Annotated in this window: 15 protein-coding genes; 12 read left to right on the top strand and 3 right to left on the bottom strand. The window is 73.1% G+C overall.

What is annotated here, in order from left to right:
- Positions 1–1,488, top strand: a complete 1,488-nt coding sequence (locus H299_RS0106440) for an aldehyde dehydrogenase family protein (RefSeq protein WP_078512513.1) — start codon at positions 1–3, stop codon at positions 1,486–1,488.
- The gene (locus H299_RS0106435) at positions 1,481–2,359 is read left to right on the top strand and encodes an aldehyde dehydrogenase family protein (RefSeq protein ID WP_027747742.1); all 879 of its coding nucleotides are present in this window, start codon (positions 1,481–1,483) and stop codon (positions 2,357–2,359) included. The genes H299_RS0106440 and H299_RS0106435 overlap by 8 nt, the downstream gene beginning before the upstream one ends.
- Before the next feature lie 99 nt (positions 2,360–2,458).
- Here the strand turns inward: H299_RS0106435 and H299_RS0106430 are convergent, their stop codons facing one another.
- Positions 2,459–2,842, bottom strand: a complete 384-nt coding sequence (locus H299_RS0106430; RefSeq protein ID WP_027747741.1) for a hypothetical protein — start codon at positions 2,840–2,842, stop codon at positions 2,459–2,461.
- A gap of 112 nt (positions 2,843–2,954) precedes the next feature.
- Between H299_RS0106430 and H299_RS32520 the strand changes: the two genes are divergently transcribed.
- Positions 2,955–5,201 carry a SpoIIE family protein phosphatase gene (locus H299_RS32520; protein WP_051262183.1) on the top strand — a complete coding sequence of 749 codons (2,247 nt, stop codon included), beginning with the start codon at positions 2,955–2,957 and terminating at the stop codon, positions 5,199–5,201.
- Between the two features lie 84 nt (positions 5,202–5,285).
- Here H299_RS32520 and H299_RS0106420 read toward each other — a convergent pair whose 3' ends face one another.
- Positions 5,286–5,732: an ATP-binding protein gene (locus tag H299_RS0106420; protein ID WP_027747740.1), complete on the bottom strand. Its 447-nt coding sequence runs from the start codon at positions 5,730–5,732 to the stop codon at positions 5,286–5,288.
- 201 nt (positions 5,733–5,933) lie between these two features.
- On the opposite strand from H299_RS0106420, the gene H299_RS0106415 reads away from it, so the two are divergent.
- The 6 genes from H299_RS0106415 (at position 5,934) to H299_RS32515 (ending at position 9,939) form a co-directional block, all read left to right on the top strand.
- Positions 5,934–6,809 (top strand): Scr1 family TA system antitoxin-like transcriptional regulator, encoded by an 876-nt coding sequence (locus tag H299_RS0106415; protein ID WP_027747739.1) that lies wholly within the window; start codon positions 5,934–5,936, stop codon positions 6,807–6,809.
- 10 nt (positions 6,810–6,819) lie between these two features.
- Positions 6,820–7,020: a DUF397 domain-containing protein gene (locus H299_RS0106410; protein WP_027747738.1), complete on the top strand. Its 201-nt coding sequence runs from the start codon at positions 6,820–6,822 to the stop codon at positions 7,018–7,020.
- 155 nt (positions 7,021–7,175) lie between these two features.
- Positions 7,176–7,757, top strand: a complete 582-nt coding sequence (locus H299_RS0106405) for an RNA polymerase sigma factor (protein WP_027747737.1) — start codon at positions 7,176–7,178, stop codon at positions 7,755–7,757.
- Complete coding sequence (locus H299_RS0106400) at positions 7,754–8,020, top strand: hypothetical protein (protein ID WP_027747736.1); 267 nt, start codon at positions 7,754–7,756, stop codon at positions 8,018–8,020. Before H299_RS0106405 ends, H299_RS0106400 begins: the two co-directional genes overlap by 4 nt.
- Before the next feature lie 382 nt (positions 8,021–8,402).
- Entirely contained in the window at positions 8,403–9,206 is an 804-nt protein-coding gene (locus H299_RS0106395) for a metalloregulator ArsR/SmtB family transcription factor (RefSeq protein ID WP_027747735.1), read from the top strand.
- 52 nt (positions 9,207–9,258) lie between these two features.
- A complete protein-coding gene (locus H299_RS32515; RefSeq protein WP_486587171.1) occupies positions 9,259–9,939 on the top strand; it encodes a uridine kinase family protein in 681 nt (226 codons plus the stop codon).
- Positions 9,940–10,139: 200 nt separating this feature from the next.
- Here H299_RS32515 and H299_RS0106385 read toward each other — a convergent pair whose 3' ends face one another.
- Positions 10,140–10,928 carry a SigE family RNA polymerase sigma factor gene (locus H299_RS0106385; protein ID WP_027747734.1) on the bottom strand — a complete coding sequence of 263 codons (789 nt, stop codon included), beginning with the start codon at positions 10,926–10,928 and terminating at the stop codon, positions 10,140–10,142.
- A 192-nt stretch (positions 10,929–11,120) separates the two neighbouring features.
- Here H299_RS0106385 and afsQ1 point away from each other — a divergent pair, with 192 nt between their 5' ends.
- From afsQ1 to H299_RS32505, 3 genes are read left to right on the top strand one after another with little or no spacing between them, the layout of a single operon-like run.
- Positions 11,121–11,798 (top strand): two-component system response regulator AfsQ1, encoded by a 678-nt coding sequence (gene afsQ1 / locus H299_RS0106380; protein WP_199782402.1) that lies wholly within the window; start codon positions 11,121–11,123, stop codon positions 11,796–11,798.
- Between the two features lie 52 nt (positions 11,799–11,850).
- Positions 11,851–13,605 carry a sensor histidine kinase gene (locus tag H299_RS32510; protein ID WP_051262182.1) on the top strand — a complete coding sequence of 585 codons (1,755 nt, stop codon included), beginning with the start codon at positions 11,851–11,853 and terminating at the stop codon, positions 13,603–13,605.
- Complete coding sequence (locus tag H299_RS32505) at positions 13,602–14,201, top strand: hypothetical protein (protein WP_486587170.1); 600 nt, start codon at positions 13,602–13,604, stop codon at positions 14,199–14,201. The genes H299_RS32510 and H299_RS32505 overlap by 4 nt, the downstream gene beginning before the upstream one ends.
- Positions 14,202–14,272: the final 71 nt, after the last annotated feature.

Genomic DNA, 14,272 nt, shown 5'->3' with positions numbered 1-14,272 from the left:
ATGACCCCCGACACCCCGCCCGCCACGCCCGCCGCCCGCGTCCCCGCCCCGCCCGGCGGCCTGTTCGCGTACGCGCCCGCGCCCGAGTCCCGCACGGTCGTGGACATCGCGCCGAGCTACGGCCACTTCATCGACGGCGAGTTCCGCGAGGCGAGCGACGGCAAGGTCTTCAAGACCGTCGCCCCCGCCTCCGAGGAGGTGCTCGCCGAGGTCGCCCAGGCCGGCCCGGAGGACGTCGACGCGGCCGTGCGCGCTGCCCGCAAGGCGTTCGCCGCGTGGTCCGCGCTGCCCGGCGCCGAACGCGCCAAGTACCTCTTCCGCATCGCCCGCATCCTCCAGGAGCGCTCCCGCGAGCTGGCGGTACTGGAGACGCTGGACAACGGCAAGCCGATCCGCGAGACGCGCGACGCCGATCTCCCCCTGGTCGCCGCGCACTTCTTCTACTACGCGGGCTGGGCCGACAAGCTCGCCCACGCGGGGTACGGCGCCGACCCCCGGCCGCTGGGCGTGGCGGCCCAGGTCATCCCCTGGAACTTCCCGCTGCTGATGCTCGCCTGGAAGGTCGCCCCGGCGCTGGCCACCGGCAACACCGTCGTCCTCAAGCCCGCCGAGACCACCCCCCTGTCCGCGCTCTTCTTCGCGGACATCTGCCGCCAGGCCGGGCTGCCCAAGGGCGTCGTCAACATCATCACCGGCGACGGCTCGGCCGGTGCCGCGCTGGTGGCGCACGAGGGCGTGGACAAGGTGGCGTTCACCGGGTCCACCGCCGTCGGCAAGGAGATCGCCCGTACGGTCGCGGGCACCCGCAAGAAGCTGACGCTGGAGTTGGGCGGCAAGGGCGCGAACATCGTGTTCGACGACGCGCCGCTGGACCAGGCCGTCGAAGGCATCGTCAACGGCGTCTACTTCAACCAGGGCCAGGTGTGCTGCGCGGGCTCGCGGCTGCTCGTCCAGGAGTCCGTGCAGGAGGAGGTGCTGGACGCGCTCAAGCGGCGCCTGTCCACCCTCCGCGTGGGCGACCCGCTGGACAAGAACACCGACGTCGGCGCGATCAACTCCGCCGAACAGCTGACCCGGATCACCGAACTGGCGGCGGCCGGCGACGCGGAGGGCGCCGAGCGCTGGTCCCCGGCGTGCGAACTCCCCACCTCCGGCTACTGGTTCGCCCCCACCGTCTTCACGAACGTCACCCAGGCGCACCGGATCGCGCGCGAGGAGATCTTCGGCCCGGTCCTCTCCGTCCTCTCCTTCCGCACCCCCGACGAGGCGGTGGCGAAGGCCAACAACACGCCGTACGGACTCTCCGCGGGCATCTGGACGGAGAAGGGCTCGCGCATCCTGAAGGTGGCGCAGCAGCTGCGCGCCGGCGTCGTCTGGTCCAACACGTTCAACAAGTTCGACCCGACGTCGCCGTTCGGCGGCTACCAGGAGTCGGGCTTCGGCCGCGAGGGCGGCCGGCACGGTCTGGAGGCGTACCTCGATGTCTGACAGCACGGCGCGGCTGAGCGTCCTGAAGACCTACAAGCTCTACGTCGGGGGCAAGTTCCCCCGCTCGGAGAGCGGACGGGTGTACGAGGTGACCGACTCCAAGGGGAAGTGGCTGGCCAACGCCCCGCGTGCGTCCCGCAAGGACGCGCGGGACGCGGTGTCGGCGGCGCGCAAGGCGTTCGGCGGCTGGTCGGGCGCGACGGCGTACAACAGGGGCCAGATCCTCTACCGGATCGCGGAGATGCTGGAGGGGCGCCGGGAGCAGTTCGCGGCCGAGGTCGCCGCCGCGGAGGGCCTGTCCCGGTCGAAGTCGGCGGCGCGGGTGGACGCGGCGGTGGACCGCTGGGTCTGGTACGCGGGCTGGTCGGACAAGGTCGCCCAGGTCGCGGGCGGGGCCAACCCGGTGGCGGGCCCGTTCTTCAACCTCTCCTCCCCCGAGCCGACCGGCGTGGTGGCCGTACTGGCACCGCAGGAGTCGTCCTTCCTCGGCCTGGTCTCCGTGCTCGCCCCGGTGATCGTCACCGGCAACACGGCGGTGCTGGTCACCTCCCAGCAGCGCCCGCTGCCCGCGCTCGCGCTCGCCGAGGTGCTGGCGACCTCGGACCTGCCGGGCGGCGTGGTCAACGTGCTCTCGGGCCGTACGGCGGAGCTGGCCGCGCCGCTGGCCGCGCACCGGGACGTCAACGCGATCGACCTGGCGGGCGCCGCGGGGGATCCTGACCTGGCGACGGAGCTGGAGGCCGCGGCGGCGGACAACCTCAAGCGCACCCTGCGCCCCTCCGCCGCCCAGGACTGGGCGGCCGACCCGGGCACCGGGCGGATGCTGCCGTTCCTGGAGACGAAGACGGTCTGGCACCCCGTCGGCATGTGACGCGCCCCGTGGCGGATCGCGGCCACCGCATGGCCGCGATCCGCCACGATCCTGCACAGCACCACGGGCACCACGGGCACCACGGGCACCGCCGAGGCGTCAGCCGGGCCGCAGCTCGCTCAGCGAGGCGCCCTCGGCCAGCGGGCCGGTGACCAGCGCGGTGCTGACCGGCTTGAAGTCGGCGACCTGGGTGCCGACCTCGTTGTTCAACGGGTCCACCCCGGTCTTGGCCAGCGGGTTGAGCTGGTGCTTCCTGAGGGTGTCGAGCGACGCCGCCGCATCGCCGCCCAGACTCCTGGGCGCGCCCTCGGCCGACCCGGCGGACGGGGCGCCCTGGGCCGGCGGCGCGGGCGCGGCTGCCGCCGCACCGCCCGCGACGGCGACGGCCGCGCCGGCCACCGAGACCGTGAGCCCCGCGCGCAACAGCGCGAGCGGGCGCCAGGGCTCCTTCCTGCGGGCGTGACGCGGGCCTGATCTCACCATTCCACCTGCCGGATTCGTTGCGTGTAGTCGTACGGACACCGAGGGTAGCGCCTCGGTGGCGGGTAGCGTCCCCTCATCCCGCTTCGGGTGGCTCTCCGCGCACACATCCGATATGCGTGCCTATGCTGAGTCCACGAAGCGCCACATCGAGGTGCCGATGGATACGCCTGTCGCCAAACCGCGCGCCACCGCTGCCACCGCTGCCACCGACGAGTCCGAACCGGCGGTGGAGTGGGCGGCCGTCACGGCGCAGCGGCTCCTGTCGTGCACGGAGACCGCCGAGCTGCTCGACGCCGTACTGGACGCCTGCCTGGCCGCGCTCGGCAGCACCCACGGCGCGGTCTACCTGCGCCAGGACGACCGCAGGCTGCGGCTGGCGACCAGCCGGGGCTACGGGCCCGAGCTGTTCGAGCGCCTCCACTCCCTCCCCGCCGACGCCGAGCTGCCCACGGCCCGCGCCGTCCGCGAGCGGGCGCCCGTCATCGGCACCGCCGAAGAGTACGCCTGGGGCTGCGCGGAGGCCGAGGAGCACCGCGCGGACACCGGCTTCGCCAGCTGGCCGCTGCTGATCGACGGCACGGCGCTGGGCAGCGTGCTGGTCCGTACGGTTGCCGGGCAGCCGGACGACGCCGAACGCGCGCGGCTGGACCTGCTCACCGGCGTCGGCGCGCACCGGCTCGAACACCTGCTGTCGCACGGCGAGCCGGTCAGCACCACGAACGCCCGGCTCGGGCAGACCGTGCGGATGGTCGACAGCCGCTCGCGGACGGCCCGGTTCGAACTCGCCGTCGCGGGCGCGGACATCGGCTTCTTCGACTGGCACTTCGACTCCGGCCGGGTCGTCTGGGACGAGAAGCTGTGCCAGCTCTGCGGCATCGATCCGCAGCACTTCGACGAACGGATCGAGACGTTCTACCGCATCCTGCACCCCGAGGACCGGCACGTCATCGACACCGCGCTCGCCGGCGGGCTGGACTCCGGCACCTTCCTGGCCTCCTTCCGGGTCACCCGCCCGAACGACGGCACCGTGCGCTGGATGCGGGCCAAGGCACAGGTCTTCACCGACCGGCGCGGCCGCCCCCAGGGCATCCTGGGCATCGTCCAGGACCGCACCGAGGAACACCGGCGCGAGACGCGGGACGCGGCGCTGCGCGAGTTCATCCTCAGCGTGACGCGCGGCATCGTGGGCGCGCTCTCCACCCAGGACGTGGTGGACACCGCCGCGAACGCCGTCCTGCCGCCCCTCGGCGCGCACCGGCTGGTGGTGTACGTACGGGAGGACCAGCACCTGGTGCCCGCCGGTACGCACGGCTACGCGGAGCGCGACCTGCCCGTGCTGCGCGAGGCCGCCAGGCTCATCAGCGAGGACCGCGACCTGTGGGCCACGCTGCTGGCGCAGCCGGTCTTCGTCCCCTCCCGCGAGGAGTACCGGTCCCTGCTCGGCCGCGAGTTCCCCCTGCTTTCGGGCCAACACGCCTGGGCGGGGCTGCCGCTGGAGTCCGACGAGGGCCGGATCGGCCTCTGCGTCATCAGCTTCGCCCAGCCGCACGAGTTCAGCGCGGACGACCGTACGCTGTGCGTCGCGGCGGCCGGCGTACTGGCCCAGGCCCTGGGCCGGGCCCGCGTACTGGACCGGCGTCGACGGCAGTTGACGGAACTCCAGCGCATGATGCTGCCGCGCCGGATACCCGAACTCCCCGGCCTCGACCTCGCCGTGCGCTACCTGCCCAGCCCGGAAGGGCTGGAGGTCGGCGGCGACTGGTACGACGTGGTGCCCGCACCGGACGGCCGGGTCGTCCTCGTCATCGGCGACGTACAGGGGCACAGCGTCAAGGCCGCCGCCGTCATGGGCCACCTGCGCGTCGCCATGCAGGCGTACGCGGCCGAGGGCCTCGGCCCCGGCGCGCTGCTCTGGCGGGCGGGGCGCATCCTCGCGGAGCTGGACACGGAGCGCTTCGCGACCTGCCTGGTCGTCGAGGTCGCCGCCGACCGGGGCCTGCTGCGCGTCGCCCGCGCCGGGCACCTCCCCCCGCTGCTGCGCGAACCGGGCGGCGGCGTACGCGAACTGGACGTACCGGTCGGGCTGCCGCTGGGCAGCTTCGCGGACTCCTACGCGGTGACCGAGCACCGGCTGGACCCGGGCGCCACGCTGCTGCTGTACACCGACGGCCTGGTGGAGCGCCCGGACGAGGACATCGACCACTCGGTACGCGCCCTCTCCCGGCGCTTCGACCACCTGAGCCGCCCGCACGGCGAACTCGCCACCCTGGCCGAGCGCCTGGCCACCCCGGCGGACCGCCGCGCCGCCGACGACATCGCCCTCCTCCTCCTACGCCGCCACCCCGCCCCCGGCCGGTGAGCAGACCCGCGACGCACGGCGGCACCGACGCCGGAACGTGCCGGAGAAACTCCGGACGGTAGTGTGCGCGATGGCTCCGACCGATCAGCTGGGCAGGCCGAGCCGGAACCAGACCGCCTTGCCCTGGCCCGGGGCGTGGCGGCAGACGCCCCATTCGGTCGCCTGGAGGGCGATGAGCAGGAGGCCGCGGCCGTGCTCCTGCGACTCGTCGGCGGGGGCGGATCGGGGGCCGGGGGCGACAGGGAGGCCCGGGGCGGTGTCCTGGACGAGGACGTGCAGTTCGCCGTCGCGCGTCCAGCCCGCGCGGAACGCGACGGGCGCGGGGGTGAGGCTGGCGGCCGAGGCGACGATTGCGTTGGTCACGGCCTCGGAGGTCAACAGGACCGCGGTCTCGATGAGTTCGTGCCGCCCTGGCACGACGCTCCGCATGCCCGTACGCACCGCGTCCCGCGCGTTGCGCACCCAGACGGGATCGGGCGGGAAGGTGAGGCTGACGTCGTTGACGGCAGGGCGCGTGAGGGCAGGGCACATGGGGGGCTCCTCATGATCTGACCCGGCCGACGGCTCTGTCGCCACACCTGCGCGCGCGCTCACGCCGGTCCGGGGGTAAGACTCCGAACGCTAAGGTCATTTCGGGGTACAGGTACAACCATGTTGCCAAGATTCACTCGATGGAGTGGCGCCTGCCGCGTTCACCGGACGGCTGCCGCCAGTCAGTAGGGAAGTTGAGGCATGGGCCTACGAGTGAACCCGAGTCAGCGACAGCGCCGCCTGGGCCAGGAGTTGCGACGGCTGCGTGAGAAGGCCGGCCTGTCGGCCGCCGAGGCCGGTGAGCGGGTGGGCATCCGCAGGAACCACATGAGTGACGTGGAGGCGGGGCGCACCCACATCCCGGAGGAGAAGGTGCGCACACTCCTCGCGTTCTACGGCTGCGCGGGTTCGCAACTGGCCGACGCGCTGGCCGTCATGACCCGTTCCACCGGCAAGGGCTGGTGGTCGGAGTACCGGCGGCACACCGGCGATCGCCTCCGTGATCTCGCCGAGCTGGAGTCGACGGCCACCTCCCACGCCGACTTCCAGTGGATGTACGTGCCCGGCCTGCTCCAGACCGCCGACTACATGCGCGCCCTGTTCGCGAACAGCGAGCCCCCGCTGCCTGCCGAGGACCTCGAACGGTTCGTCGAGTTCCGGTTGCGCCGTCAGGCCGTGCTCACCGAGGAGCCGCTGCCGCGCTACCAGGCCGTGATCCACGAAGCGGCCTTCCACATGCGCTTCGTGGACCGAAGAATCATGCGCGAGCAGCTCGACTACCTTGTGGAGGTGTGTCAATTCCCCAATGTGACGGTGCAGTTGCTCCCCTTCCGCGCCGAGGTCGCGGCAGGGCCCGGGGCGCCGTTCACCGTCTTCGGCGCGGCGGCCACCGAGCTACGCACCGTCCACCTGGAGCATCCCGCGGCCTCCACCTTCCTGGGCGACCAGGAATCCGTGGCACGGTTCACGGCCGCGTTCCAGCGCCTCGGTACCGTGGCCCATGACCCCCTCGACCCGGCGGAGTTGCACGACGACAGCACGTACCGGCTCGTGCAGCACCTGCTGTACATCCTGTAGGAGGACGCACGTGCCCGAGTCCGGCTGGCAGAAGTCCAGCTACAGCAGCAGCGACCCCAACAGCGCGTGCGTCGAGCTGGCGCTCGCGCCGGACGGCGGTGTGCGGCTCCGGGAGAGTGACGCACCCGGGACCGTGCTGGCCGGGATGCCGGAGGCGTACCGCGTGCTGTTCGCGTACCTCAAGCGGGAGGCGCACGTGGGGCGGGGGTGAATCCTTTCGTGCGGTGCGGGTCTCTCATAGCCGTGTCGGCAGAGTGCCGGTACGGGGAGAGGAGGCCGTCGTGGTCGTAGGTGTGATCGTCGCCGTCGGAGCGGTGCTGGTGTGCCTGTGTGCTGTCGCGGTGCTGCGCGGGCGGGGCCGGTCCCGTGGCTGAGACCGGCTGGCCCGGAGAGGAGTTGGTCGTCGCTGCGCGGGGTGGTGACCTGGAGTCGATCGCCGCGCTGGTGTCCGGCTCGCACCGGCACGTACGCGGGTTCGCGCACTCGCTCTGCGCCTCGCCCGAGGACGCCGAGGACGCGGCGCAGGAGGCGCTGATCATCCTCTACCGCAAGATCGGGACGCTGCGGGCCTCGGCCGCGCTGGCATCGTGGATGTTCCGCATCGTGCGCAACGAGTGCCTGCGGCGGTCCCGGAGCGCCCTACGCCACCGCCCGGCGTACGGCGGCCCGGCCGACGAAGCCAAGGGGGCCGCCGCGCCGTCGGCGGAGGCGGAGGCGCTGCGGCGGCTGGAGGCCGAGCGGGTGGCGCGGGCCATCGCCGCGCTGCCCGCCGAGCAGCGGCAGGTGCTGATCATGCGGGACGTGCAGGGCTGGAGCGGGCGGCTGGCCGCCGACGCGCTCGGCCTCAGCGTCCCCGCGATGAAGTCGCGCCTGCACCGGGCGCGCGCGACCGTCCAGCGGGTGCTGCGCGAGCAGCCCGACCCACTGCGGGGAGGCGAGGGGCGGTGAGTGCGCAGCGGAGTTTCGCCAGCAGCTCGCTGCCCCGGCATCTGGTGCGCGGGGTGCTGGGCTTCGGTGCGCTGATCGCCTCGGTCGCTCTCCTCACGGCGGTCGGGCCATGGAGCCTGCTGCTGGCACCGGCCGGGCTGGTCGCCCTGCGCGGGTGTCCGGCCTGCTGGGTCCTCGGGCTGCGGGAGACCCTCTCGCGGGGGCGCCTGGAGCGCACCTGCGTGGACGGCCGCTGCGAGCTGAGACCGGTGAGCAGGGTCTGACCCCACCCCCACACCCACCCCGCCTGGCGCACGCGCGAGCCGCACGTCACGGGCCGCACCGGCTGCTGTCTCCGGTGCGGCCCGTCCCGTGGCGGCGCCCCCGCCGCCGGGCGCGTTCCGCCGCGTTGCGCAGGCAACCGCCGTAGGTCCGGATGGCGTCGCGTAAGGGCAGGAAGCCCGGGACGAGACGCACGCAGCGAACGGAACATCGTTCCGCCTCCGCACGTAACAGCTCCCCCGTACATTTCTGATCACTCGACGTGAACGAGCTTGCAGGAGGCTGCGGTTGACCGAGGGCAAGGGCCACGGCGCGGACCTGAGCCGGGCGGGGCGTTTGACAGGCAACCCTTTGGTTGCCAATCTGTTACACGAGAGGTGGAGCATGGACGCGGTGTTCAAGGCACTCGGCGATGCGAGCCGCAGGCGGCTGCTGGACAGACTCAATGCGCGTAACGGGCAGAGCCTGCGGGAGCTGTGCGAGGGCCTGGAGATGAGCAGACAGGCGGTGAGCAAGCACCTCGCGGTGCTGGCGGCGGCCGATCTGATCACCGCCGTACGCCACGGGCGCCGCAAGCTCCACTACCTCAACCCCGTGCCCCTCCACGAGATAGCGGACCGCTGGATAGGCCAGTACGAGCACGGCCGCCTGGACGCGCTCACCGCACTCAGACATTCGCTGGAAGGAACGACGATGAGCAAACCCGAGTTCGTCTACGTCACCTACATCCAGACCACCGCGGACAAGCTGTACACCGCGCTGACCGACCCCGAGCTGATCCGGATCTACTTCGGCGGCACCGGTCCCGAGTCGACCTGGGAGGTGGGCACCCCGGTCCGCTGGAAGTCCGCGCCCGAGGGCGGGTTCGAGGAGCTGGGCCAGCGCGTGCTGGAAGCCGAGCCGGGCAAGCGGCTGGCGTACACCTGGCACACCCTCCAGCCGATGCACCAGGAGATGCTGGGGCTCACGGCCGAGGAGTTCGCGCTCGCGCGCACCGAGCGGTCGCGGGTCGCCTTCGACATCGAGGAGGCCGAGGTGCCGGAGCTGGGCGTCAAACTGACCCTCACGCACGACGGGTTCGACCGGCCCGACAGCAGGATGCTGGCGAGCGTCAGCGGCGGCTGGGTCATGATCCTCTCCGCCCTCAAGACCCTGCTGGAGGGCGGCAGGCCGGTTTCCGCGCAGTAGTCCGCGACCGGGGCGGGGGCATTGGCGGCGGGATGCGCGAGAATCGTCTCCCGTGAACCCACGTGCCGCCCGCCCCGACAGCGACAGTGACAGCGACAGCACCGCGCCGACGGCCCCCGCGGCCCGCGTGGTCCTGCTGACCGGCCCCTCCGGCTCCGGCAAGTCCCGGCTCGCCGCCCGCGCCCGCCTGCCGGTGCTGCGGCTGGACGACTTCTACAAGGAGGGGGACGACCCCACGCTCCCCCTCCTGCCCGGCGGCGCCGCGGACTGGGACGACCCGGCCTCCTGGGACGCGGACGCGGCGGTGGCAGCCGTGGCCGCGCTGTGTACGCGGGGGCGGGCGAGCGTGCCGGTCTACGACATCGCGGCCAACGCCCGCACCGGCGAGGCGGAGCTGACGCTCGACGGGGCGCCGCTGTTCGTCGCCGAGGGGATCTTCGCGGCGGACATCGCCGCGCGCTGCACGGCGCTCGGTCTGCTCGCGGACGTCATCTGCCTGCGCGGGCGGCCCTTCACCACCTTCCGGCGGCGGCTGCTGCGGGACGTGCGCGAGGGGCGCAAGTCCGTGCCGTTCCTGGTACGCCGGGGCTGGGGGCTGATGCGGTCGGAGGGTGCGATCGTGCAGCGGCACCGGGCGCTGGGCGCGTACCCGTGCGCACGGGACGAGGCGATGGGGCGGATCGCCGGGCTGGCGACGGGCACCGCCGCACCCCGGCCGGCGGCGCGGACGTGAGGCCCGCGGCCCTGGCGTGACGCACCCGGCCCGGCGTGCGGCACCCGGCCCGGGAGCCCGGACCGCACAGGAAAGAGCGGGCCCCGCCGAACCCCCCGGCCGGCCGGACCCGCTGCTCTCCCTTGCGCCCCCGTTCCCCCGTCTCCCCCGTTCCCCCACCCGCGCCTCGGGCACCGCCGGTCACCCGGCGGCGTCCGGGCTCAGGCGACCAGTTCGCCGAAGGACTCTTCCTGGTCCTGGCCGAAGCTGAGCACGTCGTCGTCGCGAAGGCGGCGGAGCGAGCGCCAGATGCTGCTCTTCACGGTGCCGACGCTGATGTTCAGGATGTCCGCGATCTCCGGGTCCGTACGGCCCTCGTAGTAGCGCAGGACGAGCATGGTGCGCTGCGTCTCCGGGAGCCGCGCGAGCGCCTGCCACAGGACGGCGCGCAGTTCGGTGCCGCGCATCGCGTCGTGGTCGGCGGAGGGCGTCTCGGGCAGCTCCTCCGTCGGGTACTCGTTCAGCTTGCGCCGACGCCAGGCGCTGATGTGCAGGTTCGTCATGGTCCGCCGGAGATATCCGCCTACGGCGGCCTTGTCCGTGATGCGGTCCCAGGCGCGGTAGGTGGAGAAGAGCGCGCTCTGGAGCAGGTCCTCGGCCTCGAAGCGGTCCCCGGTCAGGTGGTAGGCGGTGGCGTACAGGGAGGCGCGGCGCTCACGTACGTAGGCGGTGAACTCCGCCTCCGACGCGTTCTCACGCGGCTCCCCCGAGCCCTCCCTGTACTCGCCCTTCCCCCGTGTTCCCCCCTGGGCCTCGCCCCCGAGTCCCCCGATTCCCCCGAGGCCCTCCACTGCGGCTATGTGTGATGGCCGCTTGCGCCCGGTGCCGCGAGCGCACCCCCGCCCGCCCACAGCACCGGACTTCTCCGCGACACGGGCAGCGGGAACCGCCGGGGTGTGCAGACGCGTGTGAATAACTGCGCTGGTGGTGGTGCTGTGCAGTGTGTTCATCTCGCGCCCCCCTCGTGGACCCGGCCCGTCGTCGGCTTGCTGGGGAAAACATTGCCGGGCCAGTTTCATCACCGGGTTCCCCATCTGTCACAGGGCTGTCACAGGCACAATCGTCCCGTTCCGCGCCCGCGCGGAGGCTTGTCCCGCCCTCGCGGTCGAAGTCGGAGGGGGGCATGAGACAGAATGGCGCGCGTGGCTTTTCTGTTGCTGATCGAGGATGACGACGCTGTCCGTACCGCCCTGGAGATGAGCCTGACCCGCCAGGGCCACCGCGTGGTGACCGCCGCGTCCGGTGAGGACGGGCTCAAACTGCTGCGCGAACAGCGTCCCGACCTGATCGTGCTGGACGTGATGCTGCCCGGCATCGACGGCTTCGAGGTGTGCCGCCGCATCCGGCGCACCGACCAGCTCCCGATCATCCTGCTGACCGCGCGCAGCGACGACATCGACGTGGTCGTGGGCCTGGAGTCGGGCGCCGACGACTACGTCGTCAAGCCCGTGCAGGGCCGGGTGCTCGACGCCCGTATCCGCGCGGTCATGCGGCGCGGGGAGCGGGAGGCCAACGACTCGGCGTCGTTCGGCTCGCTGGTCATCGACCGTTCCGCGATGACGGTGACCAAGAACGGCGAAGACCTGCAGCTGACACCCACCGAGCTGCGACTGCTGCTGGAGCTGAGCAGGCGGCCCGGCCAGGCGCTCTCCCGGCAGCAGCTGCTGCGGCTGGTGTGGGAGCACGACTACCTGGGGGACTCGCGGCTGGTCGACGCCTGCGTGCAGCGGCTGCGGGCGAAGGTCGAGGACGTGCCGTCGTCGCCCACTCTGATCCGCACGGTGCGCGGTGTCGGCTACCGGCTGGACGCGCCCTCGTGAGCGACGCGTACGGAGCGGGCGGGGCCCCCGGGGAGACGGACGGGACCGCGCGGTGAGCGACGCCCCGCCCGGCCGCCTGCGTGACCGGGTGGCGGGCATACTGCCCACCCTGCGGCTGCGGCTCGTCGTCGTCTTCGCGCTGGTGGCCCTGACGGCGGCGGTCTCGGCCAGCGGCATCGCGTACTGGCTCAACCGCGACGCGGTGCTGACCCGCACGCAGAACGCCGCGCTCAACGACTTCCGCAAGACCATGGAGGACAACGCCGGCCAGCTGCCCCGCCGGTTCGACTGCGACCAGCTGCGCGAGGCGGCGGTGCGGATGGCCAACTCCACCCAGAGCTACGAGGTCGTGCTGCTGGGCGAGGGGCGGGACGGGCGGCCCTGCGCGGTCGCCTCCGACGCGCGCGACTTCACCATGCAGGACGTGCCCGCCGCGCTGCGCGACGTGGTGGACGAGAAACGCTCGGTCGGGGACGGGAACAAGCACCCGTACCACCTGTACTGGCAGCGGATCACCCGCGACGAGGAGCCGCTGCTGATCGGCGGCGGCAAGCTGATCGGCGAGCAGCCGACACCCACGGGCTACATGCTCAAGTCGCTCGCCCCCGAGCGCGACGACCTCAACTCGCTGGCGTGGTCGCTCAGCATCGCCACCGGCCTGGCGCTGATCGGCGCGATGCTGCTGGCGCAGGCCGCGGCCACGACCGTGCTGCGCCCGGTGCGGCGGCTGGGGGACGCGGCCCGGCGGCTGGGCGAGGGCAAGCTCGACACCCGGCTGAAGGTCTCCGGTACGGACGAACTCGCCGAACTGTCACGGACGTTCAACCGGACCGCCGAGGCGCTGGAGAGCCGCGTCGCGGAGCTGAGCGCCCGCGAGTCCTCCTCGCGGCGCTTCGTCGCGGACATGTCGCACGAGCTGCGGACACCGCTCACCGCCATCTCGGCGGTCACCGAGGTGCTGGAGGAGGAGCAGGACAACCTCGACCCGATGATCGCGCCCGCGGTGGGCCTGGTGGTGAGCGAGACCCGGCGGCTGGGCGACCTGGTGGAGAACCTGATGGAGGTCACCCGCTTCGACGCGGGGACCGCCAAGCTGGTGGTCGACGCGGTCGACGTCGCCGACCAGGTGACCGCCTGCATCGACGCGCGGGCCTGGCTGGACGCGGTGGAGCTGGACGCGGACCGGGGCATCGTGGCGACGCTCGACCCGCGCCGCCTCGACGTCATCCTGGCCAACCTCATCGGGAACGCGCTCAAGCACGGCGGGTCCCCCGTACGGGTGTCGGTGCGTACGGAGCGGGCCGCCCACGGCGTGGACGAGCTGCTCATCGAGGTTGCCGACCACGGACCCGGCATCCCGCAGGACGTGCTGCCGCACGTCTTCGACCGCTTCTACAAGGCGAGCGCGTCCCGGCCGCGCTCGGAGGGCAGCGGCCTGGGGCTGTCGATCGCGCTGGAGAACGCGCACATCCACGGCGGCGAGATCACCGCGCACAACAGCGCGGAGGCCGAGCACGGGGCGGTGTTCACCCTGCGGCTGCCGCGCGACGCGAGCGGGCTGGCCGCGGCGGGCGGGAGCCGGGACCAGGACGGCGGGCTGGCGGGCGATCCGGACGCGGCCGGTGCGGACGACGATCCGGACGGCGCGGGCAGCGCGGACGGCGCCGGTGGCCCCGCCCAGGACGGCGGCGAAGGCCGCCGGGGCTGGCTGGGCCGGGGCCGCGGCGGCCGGAAGCGCGGCCGGAGCGGCGAGCGGAATCAGCGTGGCCAGCGGGACGTGCGTGACGACAAGGGGAACGACAGATGAGTCCGCGCCGCATACGCCTCGCGGCCCTCACCGCGAGCGTGATCACGCTCGGCACGGCGATATCCGGCTGCGGTATCCGCTCGACCTCCGTCCCGGTGGACGCCGGTGCCGCGCCCTCCCGGGTGGCGTGCGTCGTGCCGGGCAGTGACAGCGTCTCGGTGCCGGACGGCGCCACCGTACGCGTCTTCCTGGTGTGCGGCTCCCGGGTGGCCCCGGTCGAGCGCACCGTACAGCTTCCGGAGAACCGGATGTCCTTCGCCCGCGCCCTGCTCGACGAGTTGCAGGAGCAGCCGGGGTCCGACGAGCGCTCGGCGGGCTTCGAGAGCGCGGTACCGCGCGAACTCGAGGTCACCGCGGGCAGCGGCCGCGACCCCGGGCGCGCCCTCCGCCTGAACATCCCCCTGGACGAACTGCCGTCCTTCGCGCTCGCCCAGCTGGTCTGCACGTACACGGAGAACGGCGCGTCCGGCGACGACGGCTCGGTCGTCCTGGGCGGCCCGGCCGGGCCCGACGCGAAGCCGCTCCAGCGCTTCGAGTGCGGCACGGCCCTGCGCGGCAGCCCCGAGGCCGCCGCGACGGCGGGAGCCCCGGTCTGAGGCTGCCCCGCGACGGCGCACACCGCCGTACGGGAGCCCGCACCGCCGTACGCGAGCCCGGGCCGCCGGGC

This window comes from Streptomyces sp. CNH287 (genome assembly GCF_000424825.1).
The sequence above is the reverse complement of the archived record's forward strand: the minus strand, read 5'-3'. Positions and strand labels throughout refer to the sequence as shown.

Excerpts from the sequence above, each read along its gene's own strand:
- H299_RS0106415 (WP_027747739.1), top strand. The coding sequence starts at position 5,934 with ATGGGCCTACGAGTGAACCCGAGTCAGCGACAGCGCCGCCTGGGCCAG.
- H299_RS0106440 (WP_078512513.1), top strand. The coding sequence starts at position 1 with ATGACCCCCGACACCCCGCCCGCCACGCCCGCCGCCCGCGTCCCCGCC.
- H299_RS0106435 (WP_027747742.1), top strand. The coding sequence starts at position 1,481 with ATGTCTGACAGCACGGCGCGGCTGAGCGTCCTGAAGACCTACAAGCTC.
- H299_RS0106385 (WP_027747734.1), bottom strand. The coding sequence starts at position 10,928 with ATGAACACACTGCACAGCACCACCACCAGCGCAGTTATTCACACGCGT.
- H299_RS0106430 (WP_027747741.1), bottom strand. The coding sequence starts at position 2,842 with ATGGTGAGATCAGGCCCGCGTCACGCCCGCAGGAAGGAGCCCTGGCGC.
- H299_RS32505 (WP_486587170.1), top strand. The coding sequence starts at position 13,602 with ATGAGTCCGCGCCGCATACGCCTCGCGGCCCTCACCGCGAGCGTGATC.
- H299_RS32520 (WP_051262183.1), top strand. The coding sequence starts at position 2,955 with ATGCGTGCCTATGCTGAGTCCACGAAGCGCCACATCGAGGTGCCGATG.
- H299_RS0106420 (WP_027747740.1), bottom strand. The coding sequence starts at position 5,732 with ATGTGCCCTGCCCTCACGCGCCCTGCCGTCAACGACGTCAGCCTCACC.
- H299_RS0106395 (WP_027747735.1), top strand. The coding sequence starts at position 8,403 with ATGGACGCGGTGTTCAAGGCACTCGGCGATGCGAGCCGCAGGCGGCTG.